Below are 20761 nucleotides of genomic sequence, written 5' to 3'. Positions count from 1 at the left end.
CCCGTGGCGCGCGCCGCGACAGTGACTGCGCGGCTGGTCGGGCCGCCGGGCGACGTCCGCGGCGTGGTCGACGTGCCGCCCGAGGCGCGCCGCTCGATCGTCGTCGCGCCCGGGTCCCGCTCGGGCAAGGACGGGTCGTGGCCGGGGGCGCGCGTGCTGACCGCGCCCGCGGGCGTCGGCGCGACCGAGGTGCGGCTGCTGCTCCCGGACGACACGCCCCCTGGGCCGGTCGACGCCGAGGTGCTCTGGGACGGCGGCGCGATCGCCGCGACGGTCGAGGTGCTCGCCGAGGAGCGGGTCGACGTGCGGCCCCACGACCTGCGCGTCGTCGGCGCCGCCGGCGACGAGGTGCCCGTGCAGGTGCACCTGACGGCGCACGGCAACGTGGCGGTCGACGTGCCGAAGGTGGGTGTGCTCGCGTTCGAGCGCGCCGAGACCCTGCAGCGCGCGATCGTGGCGGCGCTGTCGGCCGACAAGGGCGGGCTCGACCGCTGGGCGGCCGCGGCCGACGCCGTGGCGGACGACCAGTCCGGCGTGGCGCGGGTCGTCGTCACCGAGGGCGCCGGCCCGCTCGGCCCGGCCGAGCAGCGCTGGCTCAGCGCCGCGGTCCACGTGCCGACCGGTCTCGAGCCGGGCTCCTCGCACGTGGCGACGTGGCTCGTGGCGGGCACTCGGGTGCGCGTGCAGGTCGACGTCGCCGCACCGCCGCCCGGCGAGGAGACGTCTGTCCCGCCCGCGCCGGCCCGGTCCCGGCGCGCGTCGACCGGGTCCACGGGCGCCGCGACCCGGTCGTCCTCGCGCTCGACGTCGTCGCGCGCACCGTCCCGCAAGCCGTCGTCCCGCCCGCCGTCCAGCGAGGAGCCGTCGTGACCAGCTCGTCGTCCCTGTCCGACCAGACCACCGCCACCCTCGACTCGCTGCTCGGTGCGGGTCTGCGGCTCAGCCGCGCGATGCTCGACGCGCTCACGTCCTCGACGCCGGCGTCCGACGTCGCCTCGGCCGCGACCCGGGCCGTCAAGCAGGCCGACATCGGCGGGACGGTCGGCGACCTCACGTCCCGGCTGGCCTCGATGACGGCCGGGCTCACGAAGGGCGCGTCGTCGTCGTGCTGCACGATCCCGGACGCGTGCTTCCTGCCGGAGCGCCTGCCCGAGGTCAAGGCCCACGGGTGCCCCGGCGCGACGATGCGGCTGCGGCTGCGGGTGACGAACGAGTGGCCCGCGAGCCGGCAGGTCGCGGTGCGGGCGACGGGCCCGGACGCCAAGGCCGTCGAGATCGAGCCTCAGCAGCAGGCGGTCGGCCCGTACGAGACCGCGACGTTCACGGCGACCGTCCGGCTGCCCGACGACGAGGACGACCGCGAGCTCTCGGCCCTGCTGTGGGTCCGCGGCTGCCGCGACCACGTGGTGCGCTGGCGCGTCTCGAGCTCGTCCGGGGGCTGCGCGTGCACGCACGAGGTCGCCGTCACCGACGAGCCCGACACGGTCCACCACTGGTACGACCACTTCTACCACGAGCCCTGCTGCCGCCCGCAGGCCGGCGTCCGCGTGCCGATCCAGACGCATGGCTGACGCGCCCGGCGGCGGCGCGGACGACCTGGTCCGGCGGCTCGTCGACGCGAACGTGACGTACGTGCGCGCCTGGGGCGACCTCGTGACCGACTGGCTGGGCGCGGTCGGGCAGGTCGTCCGCGACGTGCCGCGCGCGGTCACGCTCCAGACGCCGGCGGCGACGACACCGCGCGACGACGCCGCGCACCGGGCGCAGCACGCCGCCGCGGCGCAGGCGGCGAGCGCGTCGGGGACGGCCGCGTCCGGCAGCCCGGCTGCGCCCTCCGCCGCGGCGCTCGTGCTCGAGGGCGCCGTGGGCGAGGAGGCGGGCGGCGCGTTCGAGATCGAGAACGTGCTCGACGCGCCCGCGACGGCGTCGGTCGTGCTCGACCCGTTCCGCGACGCCGCGGGCGGCACGCTGCACGTCGACGCGACGATCCGGCCCCACGCCGTGACGCTCGACGCGGGGGAGTCGACGGTCGTCGTGCTGCGCGTCCGGGTCCCCGCGGACGCGCAAGCGGGCTCGGACTACCGGTCGACGCTGCGCATCGACGGGATCCCGGCCGGCACCGTCGGCGTCGTGCTGCGGCGCACCGATGCTGACGGCGCATGACGGCGACGGACGACGCGGCGAGCGCTCTGCTGGCCGGCGCGATGTGGTCGTGGTCCGCGCAGGTGTTCGAGCCTGCGCGCGCCGCCCGGCGGTACGCACGCGAGCGCGGGTCGGCACCCGTGGTGGACGCCGTTCCGCCGACGCCGGGTGGCGGCGCGCGGTTCAGCCGGCTCTGGCGCGAGCCGCGGCTGCTCGAGGAGCCCACCGAGCACGACGCGCTGGTGGTCGAGTTCGACCGGCTCGCCGAGGCGTACGACTTCTACGTCCGGCCGTTCTCGGGCCCGCTGTTCGCCGAGGCGCTCGACGTCCTCGCTCCGCTCCTGCGAGCTGACGCCCGGGTGCTCGACGCGGGCTGCGGACCGGGGCGCGAGCTGCGCGCCGTCGCGCACCGGGTGCCGGCCGGCGAGGTGGTCGGAGTCGACCTCGCGGCGGGCATGGTGGTCGGCGCCCACCGGGCCGCCTGGGCCGCCGGGCTCGACAACACGGCGTTCGTCCAGGCGGACGTCGGCGACCTGCCCCACGAGCTCGACGGCGCGTTCGACCTCGTCTACAACTGCCTCGCGCACCACCACTACCCGGACCCGCCGGCGGCGGCGGCGGGCATCCTGCGCTGCCTGCGGCCGGGCGGTCACTACGCGATCGTCGACCCCGGGCCCGAGTGGTTCGTGCAGATCTCGTCGACGCTCGCGCTGGCCGGTGACCCGGGCTGGATCGGGTTCCACACGCCCGAGCAGTTCCGGACGCTGCTCGAGGACGCGGGATTCGTCGACGTGCGGTGGTACGACCTGCTGCCGGGTTTCGGTCTCGCGCTCGCGACGGCGCCGGACCCCTAGCGCGCGTCAGCCGTCGAGCGCCTGCGCCAGGCCGTGCCGGCCGATCTCCGCGAGGTGCGGGTACTCGACCGGGTGCATGCCGAGCACGACCGAGAAGTGCAACGCCCACGCCTGCGCGCGCCGCCACGTCGCCTCGTCCCAGCGGGCGCCGGCGTCGACCCGGGCACGGAACGCGGCGCGTCCGTCCGCGTCGAACGTCAGCCATGCCGTCGCGAGGTCGGACGCCGGGTCGCCGGAGGTCACGTCGCCCCAGTCGATGACGGCGCGGAGCCGGCCGCGCGCGACGAGGACGTTCGCCGGGTGCGGGTCGCCGTGCACCCAGACTGCGGGCCCCGTGTGGTCCGGCGCGGCCGCCAGGTCGTCGAAGCGGGCGAGGACGCGGTCGACCTCCGGCAGCGCGAGGCGGTCGAGCCGCTCGACGAGCGCGGGCCGGCGCGGGGCGATCGGCACGCCGCGCACCGCGTTCGGCGGCGCGTCGGGCGGCGCGGGCCGGTGGAGGGCGACGAGCACGGCGGCCAGGTCCTCCGCCCACGCCGACCGCTCGGCGACCGGCTGCGCGTACGCGGGCCGGCCGTCGAACCACGGGACGACGCTCCACGGCCACGGGTACCGGTCGTCGGGATGCCCCGCGCGCACGGGGACGGGCACGTCCACCGGCAGCCGCGGCGCGAGCACCGGCAGTGCCGCGTGCTCGTACGCGACGAGCGGCGCCGACGACGCGCGGACGGGCAGGCGCAGCGCGAGATCGTCGCCGAGCCGCCACAGGACGTTGTCCCAGCCGGTGCCGACGCGGACGAGCGGCAGGTCGGCGAGATCGGCGTGCTGCGTGCGCAGCAGGTGACGCGCGAGCTCCTCGGTGACGTCGCGCTCGATCGTCGGGTGCGCCTTACCCGTCGGCGTCACGCCCACGGGTCCACCAGCCGGCGGGTGTCCCACGGCCGCGCCCAGCCGAGCGCGTCGAACATCCGCGCCAGCACGATGCCGGTGAAGCCCCAGATCACGCGCCCGTCGACGACGAACGCGGGCGTCCGCACGGTGGCGTCGCCGCGCACGTGGGCGACGCTCGCGCGGTGCTCGGGGTCGAGCAGGTCGGCGACCGGCACGCGGAACACGTCGACGGTCTCGGCGTGGTCGACGGCGGCGACGCGCGACGGTCGCGTCCACCACGCCGGCACGGGCGTGACGAGGTGGTTGCTCACCGGCACGGCGACGGGCGCGAGCTCACCCAGGACCTCGATGCCCGCGGCGTCGACGCCGGTCTCCTCGACCGCCTCACGGAGGGCTGCGGCCGCGGGGGAGGCGTCGGTCGGCTCGATGCGCCCACCGGGGAACGCGATCTGACCCGCGTGGTGGCCGAGCGTGGCGGCCCGGCGCTGGAGCAGCACGTCGAGGTCGGCCGCGACGGCCGGCCGGTCGGTGCGCGCGGGCGCGGCGTCGAGCTCGCCGAACAGCACGAGCACGGCGGCCGGCCGGCCGCCGGCCTCGGCGGCCCGCAGCGGGTCGAGCCGCCAGTCGAGCCCGTCGCGGCACAGCGCGGCGAGCTCGGCCCGCGCGCCGGCGAGGTCGTCAGCCACGGGCACGGACGAGCTCGCCGAACCCGGCGAACAGCTTCTCGGCGGCCGGTGCCAGCGCAGGCAGGCGCGCCGCCCCGTCGGCACGGATCGCCTCGACCTCGTCCTCGTCGAGCCGCCCGACCATCGCGGGGGTGTCGAGCCAGAGCCCCAGCAGCGGGGCGTCGACCTCCGCGTGGAACTGGAGTCCGAGCGCCGATCCCGCGCGGAACGCCTGGACCGGCGTCGCGGCGGTCGAGGCCAGCAGGGTCGCGCCAGGCGGGAGCTCGACCGCGTCGTCGTGCCAGTGCAGCACCGTCGGCTGCGCGCCGAGCGCGCCGAGCACCGGGTCGTCCGCGAGCAGCTCGACGGGCGCGAACCCGACCTCCGAGCCGTGCCGGCGCAGCAGCCGAGCGCCGAGCGCGAGGCCCAGCAGCTGCATCCCGAGGCACACGCCCAGGACCGGCACGTCGGCGTCGACGGCCGCCGCGAGCAGGGCGCGCTCGGCCGCGAGGCCGGGGTGCGCGCGGACGTCGTCGGCGTCCATCGGGCCGCCCATCACCACGACGCCCGCGACCTCGTCGAGCGCGGGCAGCACCGGGTCCGCGAGGTCGAGCACCGTGCGGACCCGCAGCGGCGCGTCGATCGCGCGGCCGATCAGACCGGGTCCCTCGTGCGGCGCGTGCTGCAGCACGAGGACCGGGCGCGGGCCCGTCACCAGCCCTCGGGGAGCGGACGCCCCTCCTCGTAGCCCGCGGCCGACTGGATGCCGACGACGGCCCGCTCGTGCAGCTCCTCGAGGCTCGTCGCACCGACGTAGGTCGCGGCGGAGCGCACCCCGGCGGTGATGTGGTCGACGAGGTCCTCCACGCCGGGCCGGCGCGGGTCGAGGTACATGCGCGAGTGCGAGATGCCCTCCTCGTAGAGAGCCTTGCGCGCGCGGTCGAACGCCGAGCCGCCGCGCGTGCGGTTCGCGACCGCGCGGGCCGACGCCATGCCGAACGACTCCTTGTAGAGGCGGCCGTCGCCGTCCTCGTGCAGGTCGCCGGGCGACTCGTGCGTCCCGGCGAACCAGGAGCCGATCATCACCTGCGCGGCACCCGCGGCCAGCGCGAGCGCGACGTCGCGCGGGTGGCGGACGCCGCCGTCGGCCCACACGTGCTTGCCCTGCTTGCGCGCCTCGGCGGCGCACTCGAGCACGGCGGAGAACTGCGGGCGGCCCACGGCGGTCATCATGCGCGTGGTGCACATGGCGCCCGGCCCGACGCCGACCTTGACGATGTCGGCGCCCGCCTCGATGAGGTCGCGCGTGCCCTCGGCGGTCACGACGTTGCCGGCGACGACCGGCACCTGCGGGTCGACGGCGCGGACCGCGGCGAGCGCGTCGAGCATCTTGCGCTGGTGGCCGTGCGCCGTGTCGACGACCAGCACGTCCACGCCCGACTCGAGCAGCTCGGCGGCCTTCGCCTTGACGTCGCCGTTGATGCCGACGGCCGCCGCGACGCGCAGCCGGCCGGACGCGTCGAGCGCGGGCGAGTAGATCGACGAGCGCAGCGCGCCGACCTGGGTCAGCACGCCGACGAGCTCGCCGTCGCGGACCACGGGGGAGAAGCGGCGGCGCGTCGAGTGCAGCTGCTCGAACGCCGCCTCGAGCCCGCGCGTGCCGCCGCTCTCGACGACCGCGAGGTCGACGGTGGTCGGGTTCGTCGTCATGACGTCCGCCACCTGCGTGAACCGGTCGACGCCCTGGCAGTCGGCCTCGGTGACGACGCCGAGGGGGCGGCCGCCGTCGACCACGACCGCCGCGCCGTGGGCGCGCTTGCCGATCAGCGTCAGCGCGGTGTGCACGGTGTCGTGCGGCGACACCACGACCGCGCTCTCCACGACGGTGTGCTTCGCCTTGACGGACGCGACGACGTCCGCGACCACGTCGGTCGGCACGTCCTGCGGGATGACCGCGATGCCGCCCCGGCGCGCGATGGTCTCGGCCATCCGGCGACCGGCGACCGCCGTCATGTTGGCGACGACGAGCGGGATGGTCGTCCCGGTGCCGTCGGTCGACGCGAGGTCCACGTCGAAGCGGGAGGTGACCTCGGAACGCGACGGGACGAGGAAGACGTCGCCGTAGGTGAGGTCGGAGGTGGCCGTCTGGCCGGGCAGGAAGCGCATGGCTGTCCCCCTTTCCGGTCGATTCTACCGGGCAGCCCGGGAGAGCCGTCGGGGCGGACGGTCCTAGAGTGGGACACCAGCCGCGCTCGCGGCACCGTCGCCGCGCCTGTCAGGAGGCCCGCCCCCATGGGAGTGCTCGACCGCATCGGGTCGCCCGCCGACGTGCGTCGCCTGACGTCGTCGCAGGTCACCGAGCTCGCGGACGAGATCCGCACGTTCCTCGTCGAGAACGTGTCGCGCACCGGCGGGCACCTCGGGCCGAACCTCGGCGTCGTCGAGCTGACCATCGCCATGCACCGCGTCTTCGACTCGCCGCGCGACACCTTCGTGTTCGACACCGGCCACCAGTCGTACGTGCACAAGCTCCTCACGGGTCGCGGCGACTTCACGCGGCTCCGCAAGCGCGACGGGCTCTCGGGCTACCCGAGCCGGGCCGAGTCGGAGCACGACGTCGTCGAGAACTCCCACGCATCCACGGCCCTGAGCTGGGCGGACGGCATCGCGAAGGCGAACCAGCTCCAGGGTCGCGCCGACCGGCACGTCGTGGCGGTCATCGGTGACGGCGCGCTGACGGGCGGCATGGCCTGGGAGGCGCTCAACAACATCGCGGCGGACGCAGACCGCCGGCTCGTGGTCGTCGTCAACGACAACGGGCGCTCCTACGCCCCGACGATCGGCGGCCTCGCCCACCACCTCGACACGCTGCGCACGACGCAGGGCTACGAGAACGTCCTGTCCTGGGGCAAGAAGGCGCTCAAGCGCTCGGGGACGCCGGGTCGCATGGCGTACGACGCGCTGCACGGCCTGAAGAAGGGCCTCAAGGACGTCGTCGCCCCGCAGGGCATGTTCGAGGACCTCGGCATCAAGTACGTCGGCCCGGTCGACGGCCACGACGAGCCCGCGGTCGAGCGCGCGCTGCGCCGGGCACGGTCCTTCGCGGGCCCGGTGATCGTGCACGTCATCACGGAGAAGGGTCGCGGCTACCGGCCCGCCGAGGAGGACGTGGCCGACCGGTTCCACGCGGTCGGCGTGATCCACCCCGAGACCGGCCTGCCGATCGCGCCGAGCCGGTTCGGGTGGACGAGCGTGTTCGCGGACGAGATCGTCTCGATCGGGCGGCGCCGACCGGACGTCGTCGCGATCACCGCGGCAATGCTCGAACCGGTCGGGCTCAAGCGCTTCGCCGCCGAGTTCCCGGACCGCGTCTTCGACGTCGGCATCGCGGAGCAGCACGCCGCCACCTCCGCGGCCGGCATGGCGTTCGGCGGCCTGCACCCTGTCGTCGCGGTGTACGCGACGTTCCTCAACCGCGCCTTCGACCAGGTCGTCATGGACGTCGCGCTGCACAAGGCGGGCGTCACGTTCGTGCTCGACCGCGCGGGCCTGACCGGAGACGACGGCGCGAGCCACAACGGCATGTGGGACATGGCGATGCTGTGCGTCGTGCCGGGCCTGCGCCTCGCGGCCCCCCGCGACGAGGACACGCTGCGCCGCGCGCTGCGCGAGGCGGTCGACGTCGAGGACGCGCCGACCGTCGTGCGCTACCCGAAGGGTGCGATGGGGCCGACGATCCCCGCTGTCGACGACGCCGACGGCGTGGACGTCCTCGCGCGGCACGACGTGCCGGGGGGTGCGCGATCGGTGCTCGTGGTCGGCGTCGGCGCCATGGCGGCGACCGCGGTCGAGGTCGGCGCGCAGCTCGCGACGCACGGCCTGCGCACCACGGTCGTCGACCCGCGCTGGGTGCTGCCCGTGCAGGACCAGCTCGTCAAGCTCGTGGGGGAGCACGACCACGTCGTGACGATCGAGGACGGCCTCGTCGAGGGCGGCGTCGGGGCACAGGTGGCGCGTGCGGCGGCGGTCGCGGGCGTGACGACGCCGTTGCTCGCGCGCGGGATCCCGCGCCGGTTCCTCGCGCACGCGACGCGCGACCAGCTGCTCGATGAGCTGCGCCTGCGGCCCGCGGACGTCGTCCGCGACGTGCTCGCCGCGCTGGGCTGACGGCGGGCGTCGTGCGCCGGCGTCACCGGCTCAGGGCAGGACGCTGAAGTCCTCGATCTGCACGATCCCGGAGGTCCCCGCCAGCTTGAGGTAGCCCGTCACCGTGCCGTGCACCGGGAGCGTGACATGGTGCAGCGCCTTCGTCGACGAGGTCGCCCTGACGTGGCCGATCTTCCGCGAACCGAGGTACACGTCGAAGCTGCCGGCCTTCGGGCCCGACCAGTAGCCGAGCCGGACGGCGCTCCCGCGCTGGCGGTACCACGTGTGGACAGGGCCGAGCGTGCACGTCTGAGCGCGTTCGTGCTCGAACGCGCTCATCGACTGGCCACAGTTCCCGGAGACCAGCTCGTCGCCGCGGCTGGGCAGCGTCACGCACGCCGTCGCCGACCACGGCCCCACGTGCCCGTACGCGTCGCGCGCCCGTACCTGGTAGCAGTCGCTGCCCTCCACGACCTGCCGAGCGAAGGAGGTCTGCGCGCTCCACTCGGTGGGACCGGCCCACGTCTCGTCGGTGACCTGCGCGCCGATCACGCGCGGCGCCCACACCTCACGCCACTGGTAGTAGAGCGCTGTCGACGTGCCCGCGAACCTGAGTGTGAACGGACGCATGGCGTCCGGGTAGGTGCCCGGCGTCTGGGGCAGGAACACACGGGGAAGGAACCGCGGGCCGACGGAGATGCTCGTGATCCCCGGCCCGGGGAAGAGCGTCGCCCCGGCGGGCACGGCCGAGGCCGTCAGCGCCAAGCCGGCGACGACCAGGACGACGACGGTGCGCAGCCCGTGGCGCATGCTCTCCCCGCTCCTCTCGCGACGTTGCGCCGCGATGCTAGCGAAGGCGCTGCCTCGGTGGAGCCGCCATGCGGGTCACGTCCGCGCCGGAGTGACGAGCTCCCGGCTCGCGCGGCGCGTCATGAACCACACCATCGCCCCGATCGCGGCGACGAGCACCGCCGCCACGCGCCCGGCACCGAGCGCCAACCCGCCGCGCTCGTGCGAGACGCCGAACCAGTCGGCGAACGACGCGCCGATCGGTCGCGTCAGCACGTACGCGAACCAGAACGCCGCGACGGACGACATGCCGAACCAGCGCCGGCCCGCGATCGGCACCGCCAGGAACGCGGTGAACACCAGGCCGGCGGCCAGGTACCCGAGACCGAGCGTCGTGGCGGCGAGGTCGCCGGCGGCGGTGCCGAGCGCGAACGTGGCGATGACGGCGGCCCAGTAGAAGAGCTCGCGTCGCAGGGTCGTGATCGTGTGGATCGAGAGCGTGCGCTCGGTGCGCCACCACGTCCAGAACACACCCGCGAGCACGAGCGCGAACAGCGCGGTCGAGACGAGGTAGGGGACGCCCAGCGCGACGTGCAGCACGTCGGCCGCCATCGTGCCCGTGACGCCGACCATCGACACCGCGAGCCAGTAGCGCCACGGGACGTACCGACCGGTGCGGAGCTGGAGCGCGAGGGCGACGACCAGCCCCACGGCGCCCGCGCCGACGGCGAGGACGGGCGAGATCGTGTGGACGAGGTAGTCCGACAGCGCCTCGCCCATCGCCGTGGTGAGGCCCTTCGTCACCCAGAACGGGGCGTCGGGGCGGGGGACCCGCACGGGGGTGCGCACCACGTCGGGGGCGGCGGCGGTGATCTCGGACATCGGGGCTCCTCGCAGCGGTCCGGCCGGCGGGTCGATCGTCGACCGCGGTTCTCAGACGCTTCTGAGACCGGGCGCGGCACCATGGGCAGGTGGACGCCGACCTCGCCGAGCCCCGGGCATCGTTGCTGCTCGTCGAGGACGACCGCACGCTCGGTCCGCTGCTCGCCGAGGCGCTCGGCGACGCGTACGAGGTCGTGCTCGTGCGGGACTCGCACTCGGCGCTGCACGTGACGCTGACCCAGCACCCGGACCTGCTCGTCGTCGACCGTGGGCTGCCCGACGGCGACGGCATCGACCTCGTGCGCCGGCTGCGCCGCGCGGGCGTCGGCGCGCCGGTGCTCGTGCTGACCGCGCGCGGCACGCTGGCGGACCGCGTCGACGGCTTGGACGCCGGTGCCGAGGACTACCTGGTCAAGCCGTTCGAGCTGCCCGAGCTGCTCGCCCGGCTGCGGGCGCTGCTGCGGCGCCACGGCGACGACGCGCCGACGGTCGCCGTCGGGACGGCGCGGCTCGACGTCGAGTCGCGCACCGTCACGCGCGCGGGCGGGGCGCCCGTCGACCTCACGGACCGGGAGTGCGCCGTCCTCGCGATGCTCGCGCGTCGCCCGACCCGCGTCTTCTCGCGTGACGAGATCCTCGCCGAGGTGTTCGACCCCCACGACACGCCGAACACCGTCGACACGTACGTGCACTACCTGCGGCGCAAGCTCGGGCGGGGCGCCGTGACGACCGTGCGCGGCATCGGCTACCGGCTGGGTGGCGTGTGAGCGACGCCGACGACGCCCTGGTCCGTCAGTCCGTGCGCCGCGTCGCGGTCGCCGTCGCGGTCGCGGTCGCGGCGGTCATCGTCGTCGTGGCCGCGGCCGCGTACCTGGCCGGGCGCGCGGAGGGTCAGGAGCGGCAGGCGCGGTCCGTGAGCCAGGCGGAGCGGGACCGGAGCGCCGACGTGGCGTCGGCCGCGAAGCTCGCCGGGCTCGGGCTGCTCGCGCTCGCGGCCGCCGCGGGCGTCGGGGTCTTCACCGCACGCCGCGCCGTCGCCCCCCTCGACGACGCGCTGCGCCGGCAGCGCCGCTTCGTCGCCGACGCCTCGCACGAGCTGCGCACCCCGCTCGCGATCGTGCACACGCGCGCCCAGCTCGTGCAGGCGCGCACCCCGGCCGACGACCCTCGTCGCGTCGTCGTCGACCAGCTGGTCGCGGACACGCGCGTGCTCGGCGACGTCGTGACCGACCTGCTCGTCGCCGCGCAGCTCGAGGCCGGGCGCGCCCCGCGCGAGGACGTCGACCTGCTCGCGCTGGCCCACGCCACGGTCGCGTCCTACGAGGCCGTCGCACCCGGCGTGCGCCTCGCCGTGGACGGTGCGCCGCTCGTCGCGGAGGTCGCTCCCACCGCGCTGCGGCGCGCGCTCGCGTGCCTCGTCGACAACGCGGTCGCGCACAGCCCGGAGGGCGCCACCGTGCGAGTCGACGTGCGGCGGGCCGTGCGCGGCGCCGCCGAGGTGGTCGTGACCGACGAGGGTCCCGGCTTCCCGGCCGACGTCGAGCAGCTGACCGAGCGGTTCCGCCGCGCGGACGCGAACCAGGACGGTCGCCCCCGGTTCGGCCTCGGTCTGGCGCTCGTCCGTGACGTCGCGCAGGCGCACGGCGGTCGGCTCGAGCTGCGCCCCGTCGAGCCGGGTGGGGGAGCGGCGGCGATCGTGCTGCCCGCGGAGGTCGTGCGGGGCTGACGTCGGCCTCTCGGCAGCGGCCCCTCCGCGGCGGTCAGGTCGGGTTCGCCCAGCGGTGGACGCGGCCACCGGCGAGGACCAGGAGGCCCGAGGTGCCGTGCAGCGTGCTCGTCCACGCCTCGGCAGCCGGCCCGAGCACGACCGCGGTCGTCGCGGCGACGTCGGCCCACAGGATCGACGGTCCCACCACGGTCGCCGAGAGCACCCCCGCCGCCGGCTCCCCGGTCCGCGGGTCGACGATGTGGGCGCCACGCGCCGCCGGCCCCGAGGTCGCGACCGCGCCGTCGAGCAGCGGCACCCGAGCCAGCACGCGGGAACGGTCGGTCGGGTCCTCGATGCCCACGACCCACGGCCGGCCGGACCGCGACCAGGCGAGCACGTCGCCCCCCGCGTCGACCAGCACGTCGCCGTCGACCTCTCGCAGCAGCTCGCCGGCCCGCGCGACCGCCCAGCCCTTGACGAGCCCGGTCGGGTCGAAGCCGTCGCGCCAGCGCCACGGGTCGAAGGCGCCGGCCGTGCGCTCGACCGCGGTCCGGCACAGCCGCTCGACGAGACGCAGGTCGTCCGACGCCGCCGCGAGCGTCAGCTCGCCCCGGCGCAGCCGGGACAGCTCGGAGTCGGCGCGGAAGGGGCTGAACCGCGCGTCGACGTCCCGCAGCGTGGCGTACGCGCGCTCGACCGCGTCCCGCGCCTGCGACCCGTGCGGGTTGCCGCCCCGGACGTGGATGCTGACAGGCATGCCCATGACCTGCACGGTCCACGCGCGCCTGGGCGCCTCGGTCGTGGTCGTCACGCGTGGAACGCCTGGTCGATCGCGCTCTGCAGCGACGAGATGTAGCCGTCGCTCGTCACCGTGGCGCCGGAGACGGCGTCGATCTTGTCGCTCTGCGCCGAGACGACCTCCTGCTCGAGGATCGGGAGGGCGTAGCCGTTGATCTGCTCGTCGCGCCCGTTGCCGTGCGGGTACTGGACCGCTCGCGCCGCCGTGATCGTGCCGCCCGACACGGTGATCTCGACCTGCACCGGTCCCCACCGGGTCTGCACGACGTCGCCCGTGTAGGTGCCCGACTTCGCGGACGAGCCCGACGTCCCCGACGAGCCGGAGCCGGACGACGAGCCGGAGGACGACGCGCCGGAGCCGGACGACGAGCCCGAGGAGGCGGAGCCGGACGACGACGAGGCCGAACCGGACGAGCCGGAGCCGGACCCGGTTCCCGACCCGGACCCCGACCCGGCGACGGCGCCGCTGCTCGCGCTCGACCCGTTGCCGTCGGCCTGCCCCGGCGCGGGACGGTTGGTGCTCGTCGGGTACAGGAACACCGCCACGACGCCCGCGAGCGTGCCGAGCCCGGCCGCGACGAGCTTGCTGACCTTCATCCGGCTCTCCTCACCAGTCGTACCGCTCGACGTGCAGCGCCTCGGCCGGGACGCCCGCGGCCCGCAGGTCCGCGACGAGCGCCTGGGTCCACGGCAAGGGGCCGCACACGATCACGTCGTGCTCGTCCAGGACCGGCACGAGCGCGCGGAGCGCCGACGGGCCGTCCCCGGGCCACGCACCGTCCGGCAGCCACGTGGGACCCGTCCGGGCTCGCGGGCCGGGGAGCGCGACGAACCGGAGGCCCGTCTGCCCGGCGAGCCACTCGATGTCCTCGGCGAGCGGCACCTCGCCGGGACGGCTGGTGCGCAGCACGAGGGTGTCCGTGACGGGCTCCCACGCGTTGTCGTGCAGCATCGCCATGACCGGCGCGATCCCCGAGCCCGCGGCGAAGGCCGCGACCCGCGGTCGGGTCCGCACGGCGGGGGTCAGGCGCCCGTATGGCCCCTCGACGAGCACGCGCGTCCCGCGCCGGAGCGTCGCGACGCGTGCGCCGTCGTCCCCGCGGGTGCCGACGGTCACGCGGAGCCCGACGGTGGTCGGCGCGGCGGAGAGGGACAGCGGGTGCCCGCGCGTCCAGCCCGTGCCCGAGAGGAACCGCCACACGAAGTACTGCCCGGGCTCGACGCGCAGCTCGTCGAGGCGGCGTCCCGTGAGGTGCAGCGACACGAGTCCCTCGCCCTCGGGGACGACCTCCGCGACGCGCAGGTCGTGGCGGGCCGAGAGCCACAACGGCTGCCCGACGCGGAACACCAGCACCGCGAGGAGCGTGACCGCCCACAGCGTCCACCAGAACGCCGTGGCGGCCGTCGAGCCGCCGAGGTCGGTGCCGGTCCAGAGCTGGTGCGGCAGCGCGAACCCGACGCCGAGGTACGCGTACAGGTGCAGTAGGTGCCACCCCTCGTACCGCATCCGCCGCCGCGCCACGCGCATCGACGAGACGACCACCGCGACGATCAGGCCGAACCCGACGGTGGCGAGCAGCATCCCGGGCAGCGTCGTCACGACGTCCCACGTCTCGCGCACCCACGAGACGCGCCCGAGCAACGTGTACGACCAGAGGATCGCGACGATGTGGACGAGCAGCAGGTGGAACGACGTGAACCCGGTCCAGCGGTGCCACCGCGTCACGGCGTCCTGGCCGAACGAGCGCTCGACCCACGGGACGCGCGCCATGCCGAGCACCTGCGCGAGCATGAGGTAGCTCGCGAGCAGGCCGGCGAGCCGCCCGGCCGCGCCCAGCGCCGACGCCGCGCCTCCGCCGAGGTCCGTCACACCGCCGTGGGAGACCCACAGCCGCAGCACGACGAGCAGGAGCGCGGTCGCGACGGCCCAGACCGCGGCCGCCCACCACCGGGCGCGCCGCGGCGCCGCGAGCCGGCGGACGTCGGGCACGGCCGGGGCCGGGGCGCTGGTGACTGCCATGCCTCGATGGTCACGACCATTCCTGAGAACAGGGTGGGAGGGCGCCCAGCGGTGTCGGTGGGACGCCTTCGCGCGGCCGGCTCGGCGGCAGCTTGCCCGCACAGGCATCGCGGCGGGAGAGGGGTGTGCCGTACGGTTGCACCTGTAGTCGCAGTGCATCGCTTGTCACGACCGCCGTAAGCACTTGGTGCGGCAGGCTCGAGGAACCCTCGGACCGGACGACGACCACCGTGATCACCCGGCGGTGACCCCACTGCCGTCGATCGACCGAGAGAGAGAGCACCATGCCTGTTGGAACCGTCAAGTGGTTCAACGCCGAGAAGGGCTTCGGCTTCATCGCCCCCGACGACGGCGGCCCGGACGTCTTCGCGCACTACTCCGCGATCGCGACGAGCGGCTACCGCTCGCTCGAGGAGAACCAGAAGGTGCAGTACGAGGTCACGCAGGGCGCGAAGGGCCCGCAGGCCTCGAACATCACGCCGCTCTGACGCTCGTCACGCCGCACGCAGGGCGCCCCACCCGTCGGGTCGGGGCGCCCTCGCACATCCGTCCGTCCTACCCCCGGGGCGAACGGGTCACCCGCGCGACAGCCGCCTGAGAGGCACGGACACGCCATGAGCACCACCGCACCCACCGTCCTGCGAACCCGACCGCGAGACGCCGACGCCGTGCATCCGACCAGCGCGTTCACCGCGCTGACCCGTGACGTGCGCGCCGGTGGGCACCTCGAGCGGCGGTACACGTTCTACGGGTTCCGCCTGGCCGGTGCGGCGCTCGCCCTCGTGGGGCTCGTCGTCGGCGTGGTCCTCGTCGGCGACTCGTGGTGGCAGCTCCTCGTCGCGACGGTGGCCGCGGTCGTCTTCACGCAGTGCGCGTTCCTCGGCCACGACGCCGCGCACCGGCAGATCTTCGTCTCGGGCCGGGCCAACGACTGGACGAGCCTGCTGCTCGCGAACCTCGCGGTGGGCCTGAGCGCCGGCTGGTGGCAGCGGAAGCACACGCGCCACCACGCGAACCCGAACAAGGTCGACGCCGACCCCGACATCGACATGAAGGTCCTCGGCTTCACGCCGGACGACGTCGCGGCCCGGCGGACCGCGGCCGGTCGGTGGTTCCTGCGCCGCCAGGGCTGGTTCTTCTTCCCGCTGCTCCTGCTCGAGGGCATCGCCCTGCACATCCACGCCATCCGCCGCATCACGTCGCGCGTCCCGATGGAGCGCCGCTCCATCGAGAGCGTCTTCCTCGCCGCGCGGCTGCTCGGCTGGGTCGCGCTGGTGCTGGTCGTCATGTCGCCGACCAAGGGCGCGGCGTTCCTGGCCGTCCAGCTCGCGCTGTTCGGGGTCTACATGGGCGCGGCGTTCGCGCCGAACCACAAGGGCATGCCACTCGTCCCCAAGGACGCGCGCATCGACTTCCTGAGCCGTCAGGTGCTGACGAGCCGCAACATCACCGGGGGGCGCTGGCTCGACATGGCGATGGGCGGCCTCAACCACCAGGTCGAGCACCACCTGTTCCCGTCGATGCCGTCGATGTCGCTGCGCCGGGTCGCGCCCGTGGTCCGGGCGTACTGCGCCGAGCACGCGATCCCGTACACCCAGGTGTCGCTCCCGCGTTCGTACGCGATCGTCGTCCGTCACCTCAACGAGGTCGGGCTCGGTGACCGGGACCCGTTCGTCTGCCCCTTGGTGGCGTCGACGCGGGTGTGAGGCCACGGGTCCGCGGGCCGCGCGGGGCGGGTGTCTCGCACGTCACACCGGTGTGTGCCCTGGTGACGAGGACCACGGGACGGAGGTCCCGAGACATCCCATCAATTGCTCCCTAGCGTCGAGGTATCGGACCTCACCAAGGAGCTCAGATGTCCACCACCGCAGTCCCGCCCACCACGGCGAGCGAGGGGACGCACCCCGCCGCATGGGATGGCTTCGTCGCCGGCCCCTGGGTCGACGCGGTCGACGTGCGCGACTTCATCCAGCGGAACTACACGCCGTACGCCGGCGACGCCTCGTTCCTCGCGGGCCCGACCCCGCGGACGACGGGCATCTGGGACAAGCTCTCGGCGATGTTCCCCGCGGAGCGCGAGAAGGGCGTGTACGACGTCGACGCGACGACGCCGTCGACCATCACGTCGCACGCGCCCGGCTACATCAGCGAGGGTGACGAGGTCATCGTCGGCCTCCAGACCGACGCGCCCCTCAAGCGCGCGATCATGCCCAACGGCGGGTACCGCATGGTGGCGAGCTCGCTGCAGACCTACGGGTACGAGCCGGACCCCGTCGTCGAGGAGATCTTCACCAAGTACCGCAAGACCCACAACGACGGCGTCTTCGACGTCTACCCGCCCGCCGTCCGCGCCGCGCGGAGCAGCCATATCATCACCGGCCTGCCCGACGCCTACGGCCGCGGCCGGATCATCGGCGACTACCGCCGCGTCGCGCTGTACGGCGTCGACGCGCTGATCGCCGCGAAGAAGCTCGAGAAGGCCGAGCTCGACATGGAGCGCTCGGTCGAGGACGTCATCCGCGACCGCGAGGAGCTCGCCGAGCAGCTGCGGGCCCTCAGCGAGCTCAAGGCGATGGCCGCCTCGTACGGCTACGACATCTCTGCTCCGGCCACGAACGGCCGCGAGGCCGTGCAGTGGCTCTACTTCGGCTACCTCGCCGCGGTGAAGGAGCAGAACGGCGCGGCCATGTCGCTGGGCCGGACCTCGACCTTCCTCGACATCTACCTGCAGCGCGACCTCGAGGCGGGCCGCCTCACCGAGGAGCAGGCGCAGGAGATCATCGACGACTTCGTCATCAAGCTGCGGATCGTGCGCTTCCTGCGGACCCCGGAGTACGACGCGCTGTTCTCGGGCGACCCGACGTGGGTCACCGAGTCGATCGGCGGCATGGGCGAGGACGGGCGCCCGCTGGTCACCAGGACGTCGTTCCGGTACCTGCAGACGCTGTACAACTTGGGTCCGGCTCCCGAGCCCAACATGACGGTGTTCTGGAGCGACCGGCTGCCCCAGGGGTTCAAGGACTTCTGCGCGCAGGTCTCGATCGACACCTCCGCCGTGCAGTACGAGTCGGACGACCTGATCCGCGACTCGTGGGGCGACGACGCGGCGATCGCGTGCTGCGTGTCGCCGATGCGCGTCGGCAAGCAGATGCAGTTCTTCGGCGCGCGCGTCAACGTCGCGAAGGCGCTGCTCTACGCGATCAACGGCGGCCGTGACGAGGTCTCGGGCAAGCAGGTCGCGCCGCTGACGGCGCCCGTCGAGGGCGAGTTCCTCGACTACGACGACGTCATGGCGAAGTTCGACGCGACGCTCGAGTGGCTCGCGCAGACCTACGTCGACGCGCTCAACTGCGTGCACTTCATGCACGACAAGTACGCGTACGAGCGGATCGAGATGGCGCTGCACGACCGCGAGATCCTGCGGACGATGGCGTGCGGCATCGCGGGCCTGTCGGTCGTCGCGGACTCCCTGTCGGCCATCAAGTACGCGAAGGTGCGGGCGCTGCGCACCGCCGACGGCCTCGTCACCGAGTACCAGATCGAGGGCGACTTCCCGACCTACGGCAACGACGACGAGCGCGCCGACGAGATCGCGGTCTGGATCGTCAACGAGTTCATGTCGAAGATCCGGAAGTTCCCCACCTACCGGAACGCGCTGCACACGCAGTCGGTGCTGACCATCACGTCGAACGTCGTGTACGGCAAGGCCACGGGCTCGACGCCCGACGGCCGGCGCGCCGGCGAGCCGTTCGCCCCGGGCGCCAACCCGATGAACGGGCGCGACAGCCACGGCATGCTCGCCTCGGCGCTCTCGGTCGCGAAGCTCCCGTACTCCGAGGCGCAGGACGGCATCTCGCTGACCTCGTCGATCGTGCCGTCGGGTCTCGGCCGGACGCGCGAGGAGCAGGTGACGAACCTGGTCGGTCTGCTCGACGCGTACACGCTGTCGAACGGCTACCACATGAACGTCAACGTGCTGAACCGCGAGACGCTCCTCGACGCGATGGAGCACCCGGAGAACTACCCGCAGCTGACGATCCGCGTCAGCGGCTACGCGGTGAACTTCGTCCGCCTGACGCGCGAGCAGCAGCTCGACGTCCTCTCCCGGACCTTCCACGGCGCCGTCTGACCGACGCCGCACCGGCCGGGGGCCCGGACCCCCACGGACCCCCGGCCGGACCACCCGCCCTCCGGACCGACACGGAACCCGTCAGGAGACGTGAGATGACCGTCGTGACCGACCGCCCCACCGGCGCCCCCGTGGTGCCGCTGGGCATGCCGCTCGTCGGCGGCGCGCACGGTCGCACGCACGGCGCCGGCACGGCGGGCCTCGAGACGACCGACGAGGAGCGCTCGCAGCGCCTTGCGGACGTGCGGGCCGGGCGGCTCGGCTCGGTGCACTCGTGGGAGCTCGTGACGGCGGTGGACGGGCCGGGGACGCGCATGACGCTCTTCCTCGCCGGCTGCCCGCTGCGGTGCCTGTACTGCCACAACCCCGACACGATGGAGATGCGCCGGGGCACGGACGTCAGCGCGGAGGAGATCCTGGGCCGGGTCTCGCGGTACCGCGGCGTGTTCAAGGCGACCGGCGGCGGCCTCACCATCTCGGGCGGCGAGCCGCTCATGCAGCCCGCGTACGTGCGGACGCTGCTGCGCGGCGCGAAGGCGATGGGCGTCCACACCGCGATCGACACGTCCGGGTTCCTGGGCGCGGCGTGCACCGACGAGATGCTCGACGACGTCGACCTCGTGCTGCTCGACGTGAAGTCGGGAGACCCGGAGACGTACCAGCGCGTGACGGGCCGCGAGCTCGCCCCGACGCTCACCTTCGGCCGGCGCGTGGCAGAGCGCGGCGACACCGAGATCTGGATCCGGTTCGTGCTCGTGCCGGGCCTGACCGACGACGAGGAGAACGTGGCGAAGGTCGCGGACTACGTCGCGTCGCTCGGGCACGCGGTGACCCGCGTCGAGGTGCTGCCGTTCCACCAGATGGGTCGCGACAAGTGGGCCGACCTCGGCATGGAGTACGAGCTCGAGGACACGCAGCCGCCGAGCCCCGAGCTCGTCGAGCGGGTGCGCGGGCAGTTCCGCGAGCGCGGCCTCACGGTCTTCTGACCCGTCTCGCTCAGAACGCGTTGATCGCGCCCGGCGCGCGCTGCGGTCGCGCGAGCGTCCGCACCAGCGCGTCCTGCCCGTGCCGCCGGAGCGCGAGGTCGCTCAGCAGCGTCAGGACCGGCTGCAGCGCCGCGGCCGGGAACTGCGGCACCGGCACGCCGTCGAGGCTCGCCGCGAGGTCGTCGGAGTGGACGACGACCTCCATCAGCCGCGAGACGAGGAAGTCGTCGGTGCCGATCGTCCGCCCGGTCCACGGGATGTGCACGGTTGGACCGGCGGCTGCGAGCGCGTCGTCCAGCTGCGCCCGCGCCGCCCGGGCCGCCTCGAGCGCGGCTGACTGGCCGCCGGCGTGGGCGCGCTCCTCGTTGCTGGTGCGGACGCCGGTGTTGGCGGGGCCGTCGAGGTCCTGCTGGATCCACGCGGCCTCGGCGTAGTGCTCGTCGAGCGTGATGGGCGCGTCGTCGCCCGCGGGCCCCGACAGCACCTCGACGATCCGCCGCGGCTGGTCGACCAGGTGCCACGTCAGCGCACCGACGCTCATGCCTGCGCACGACGACTCGTCGTCCCACCGCGCGCCCACCTGCGCGTCCGCGACGAGTCCGACGAGCAGGTCGGTGGCGCGGGCGACGGCACCGCGGTCGAGCGAGCCGACGAGGGACAGGGGCGGGAGCGTGGTCGCGGTCATGGAGACCATCCTGCCGACCCGGACGGGCCCCGGCGCAGGAAATCGGGCTCGCGGTCGCGACGCACGACC

21 protein-coding genes are annotated in these 20761 nt (G+C 74.4%); 11 read left to right on the top strand and 10 right to left on the bottom strand.

The genetic code is table 11. The features are described 5' to 3' along the window. Positions 1-3: 3 nt before the first annotated feature. The 4 genes from QRT04_RS01260 to QRT04_RS01245 are packed head-to-tail and all read left to right on the top strand — an operon-like array spanning position 4 to position 2996. Entirely contained in the window at positions 4-870 is an 867-nt protein-coding gene (locus QRT04_RS01260; protein ID WP_289453068.1) for a hypothetical protein, read from the top strand. Further along, entirely contained in the window at positions 867-1571 is a 705-nt protein-coding gene (locus QRT04_RS01255) for a hypothetical protein (RefSeq protein WP_289453067.1), read from the top strand. The genes QRT04_RS01260 and QRT04_RS01255 overlap by 4 nt, the downstream gene beginning before the upstream one ends. Further along, entirely contained in the window at positions 1564-2163 is a 600-nt protein-coding gene (locus QRT04_RS01250; RefSeq protein ID WP_289453066.1) for a hypothetical protein, read from the top strand. The genes QRT04_RS01255 and QRT04_RS01250 overlap by 8 nt, the downstream gene beginning before the upstream one ends. Beyond that, positions 2160-2996 (top strand): class I SAM-dependent methyltransferase, encoded by an 837-nt coding sequence (locus QRT04_RS01245; RefSeq protein ID WP_289453065.1) that lies wholly within the window; start codon positions 2160-2162, stop codon positions 2994-2996. The genes QRT04_RS01250 and QRT04_RS01245 overlap by 4 nt, the downstream gene beginning before the upstream one ends. A gap of 6 nt (positions 2997-3002) precedes the next feature. Here the strand turns inward: QRT04_RS01245 and QRT04_RS01240 are convergent, their stop codons facing one another. From QRT04_RS01240 to QRT04_RS01225, 4 genes are read right to left on the bottom strand one after another with little or no spacing between them, the layout of a single operon-like run. Then, positions 3003-3899 carry an aminoglycoside phosphotransferase family protein gene (locus tag QRT04_RS01240; protein ID WP_289453064.1) on the bottom strand — a complete coding sequence of 299 codons (897 nt, stop codon included), beginning with the start codon at positions 3897-3899 and terminating at the stop codon, positions 3003-3005. Then, on the bottom strand, positions 3896-4576 hold the full coding sequence (locus tag QRT04_RS01235) for an NUDIX hydrolase (RefSeq protein WP_289453063.1): 681 nt from the start codon (positions 4574-4576) through the stop codon (positions 3896-3898). Before QRT04_RS01235 ends, QRT04_RS01240 begins: the two co-directional genes overlap by 4 nt. After that, on the bottom strand, positions 4563-5264 hold the full coding sequence (locus QRT04_RS01230) for a type 1 glutamine amidotransferase (protein ID WP_289453062.1): 702 nt from the start codon (positions 5262-5264) through the stop codon (positions 4563-4565). The genes QRT04_RS01235 and QRT04_RS01230 overlap by 14 nt, the downstream gene beginning before the upstream one ends. After that, complete coding sequence (locus QRT04_RS01225; RefSeq protein WP_289453061.1) at positions 5261-6715, bottom strand: GuaB1 family IMP dehydrogenase-related protein; 1455 nt, start codon at positions 6713-6715, stop codon at positions 5261-5263. Before QRT04_RS01225 ends, QRT04_RS01230 begins: the two co-directional genes overlap by 4 nt. Before the next feature lie 126 nt (positions 6716-6841). Between QRT04_RS01225 and dxs the strand changes: the two genes are divergently transcribed. Continuing rightward, the gene (gene dxs, locus QRT04_RS01220) at positions 6842-8716 is read left to right on the top strand and encodes a 1-deoxy-D-xylulose-5-phosphate synthase (RefSeq protein ID WP_289453060.1); all 1875 of its coding nucleotides are present in this window, start codon (positions 6842-6844) and stop codon (positions 8714-8716) included. A 30-nt stretch (positions 8717-8746) separates the two neighbouring features. Here the strand turns inward: dxs and QRT04_RS01215 are convergent, their stop codons facing one another. Both QRT04_RS01215 and QRT04_RS01210 read right to left on the bottom strand, forming a co-directional pair. Continuing rightward, the gene (locus QRT04_RS01215; RefSeq protein WP_289453059.1) at positions 8747-9505 is read right to left on the bottom strand and encodes a hypothetical protein; all 759 of its coding nucleotides are present in this window, start codon (positions 9503-9505) and stop codon (positions 8747-8749) included. A gap of 75 nt (positions 9506-9580) precedes the next feature. Continuing rightward, positions 9581-10366, bottom strand: coding sequence for a COG4705 family protein (locus tag QRT04_RS01210; protein ID WP_289453058.1), 786 nt, complete (start codon positions 10364-10366; stop codon positions 9581-9583). A gap of 89 nt (positions 10367-10455) precedes the next feature. Here QRT04_RS01210 and QRT04_RS01205 point away from each other — a divergent pair, with 89 nt between their 5' ends. After that, complete coding sequence (locus QRT04_RS01205; protein WP_289453057.1) at positions 10456-11133, top strand: response regulator transcription factor; 678 nt, start codon at positions 10456-10458, stop codon at positions 11131-11133. Beyond that, the gene (locus QRT04_RS01200; protein WP_289453056.1) at positions 11130-12092 is read left to right on the top strand and encodes a sensor histidine kinase; all 963 of its coding nucleotides are present in this window, start codon (positions 11130-11132) and stop codon (positions 12090-12092) included. The genes QRT04_RS01205 and QRT04_RS01200 overlap by 4 nt, the downstream gene beginning before the upstream one ends. Positions 12093-12126: 34 nt before the next feature. On the opposite strand, the gene QRT04_RS01195 is transcribed toward QRT04_RS01200, so the two are convergent. Genes QRT04_RS01195 through QRT04_RS01185 form a run of 3 tightly spaced genes read right to left on the bottom strand, consistent with a single transcriptional unit; the run spans position 12127 to position 14892 of the window. Then, on the bottom strand, positions 12127-12885 hold the full coding sequence (locus QRT04_RS01195; RefSeq protein WP_289453055.1) for an FAD:protein FMN transferase: 759 nt from the start codon (positions 12883-12885) through the stop codon (positions 12127-12129). Beyond that, the gene (locus QRT04_RS01190; RefSeq protein WP_289453054.1) at positions 12882-13469 is read right to left on the bottom strand and encodes an FMN-binding protein; all 588 of its coding nucleotides are present in this window, start codon (positions 13467-13469) and stop codon (positions 12882-12884) included. The genes QRT04_RS01195 and QRT04_RS01190 overlap by 4 nt, the downstream gene beginning before the upstream one ends. Before the next feature lie 10 nt (positions 13470-13479). Further along, positions 13480-14892: a ferredoxin reductase family protein gene (locus QRT04_RS01185; protein WP_289453053.1), complete on the bottom strand. Its 1413-nt coding sequence runs from the start codon at positions 14890-14892 to the stop codon at positions 13480-13482. A 284-nt stretch (positions 14893-15176) separates the two neighbouring features. Between QRT04_RS01185 and QRT04_RS01180 the strand changes: the two genes are divergently transcribed. The 4 genes from QRT04_RS01180 to pflA all read left to right on the top strand — a co-directional run bounded on the left by QRT04_RS01180 (position 15177) and on the right by pflA (position 20007). Then, the gene (locus QRT04_RS01180; RefSeq protein WP_289453052.1) at positions 15177-15380 is read left to right on the top strand and encodes a cold-shock protein; all 204 of its coding nucleotides are present in this window, start codon (positions 15177-15179) and stop codon (positions 15378-15380) included. Between the two features lie 126 nt (positions 15381-15506). Next, on the top strand, positions 15507-16598 hold the full coding sequence (locus tag QRT04_RS01175; protein ID WP_289453051.1) for a fatty acid desaturase family protein: 1092 nt from the start codon (positions 15507-15509) through the stop codon (positions 16596-16598). A 149-nt stretch (positions 16599-16747) separates the two neighbouring features. Further along, positions 16748-19021, top strand: coding sequence for a formate C-acetyltransferase (gene pflB, locus QRT04_RS01170; protein WP_289453050.1), 2274 nt, complete (start codon positions 16748-16750; stop codon positions 19019-19021). A gap of 95 nt (positions 19022-19116) precedes the next feature. After that, positions 19117-20007: a pyruvate formate-lyase-activating protein gene (gene pflA / locus QRT04_RS01165; RefSeq protein WP_289453049.1), complete on the top strand. Its 891-nt coding sequence runs from the start codon at positions 19117-19119 to the stop codon at positions 20005-20007. A gap of 10 nt (positions 20008-20017) precedes the next feature. On the opposite strand, the gene QRT04_RS01160 is transcribed toward pflA, so the two are convergent. Next, a complete protein-coding gene (locus QRT04_RS01160) occupies positions 20018-20692 on the bottom strand; it encodes a maleylpyruvate isomerase N-terminal domain-containing protein (protein ID WP_289453048.1) in 675 nt (224 codons plus the stop codon). Positions 20693-20761 lie beyond the last annotated feature (69 nt).

The sequence above is a fragment of the Cellulomonas alba genome (genome assembly GCF_030362835.1).
Classification (GTDB): Bacteria; Actinomycetota; Actinomycetes; order Actinomycetales; family Cellulomonadaceae; genus Cellulomonas; species Cellulomonas alba.
This window is presented reverse-complemented; position numbering and strand designations above follow the sequence as displayed.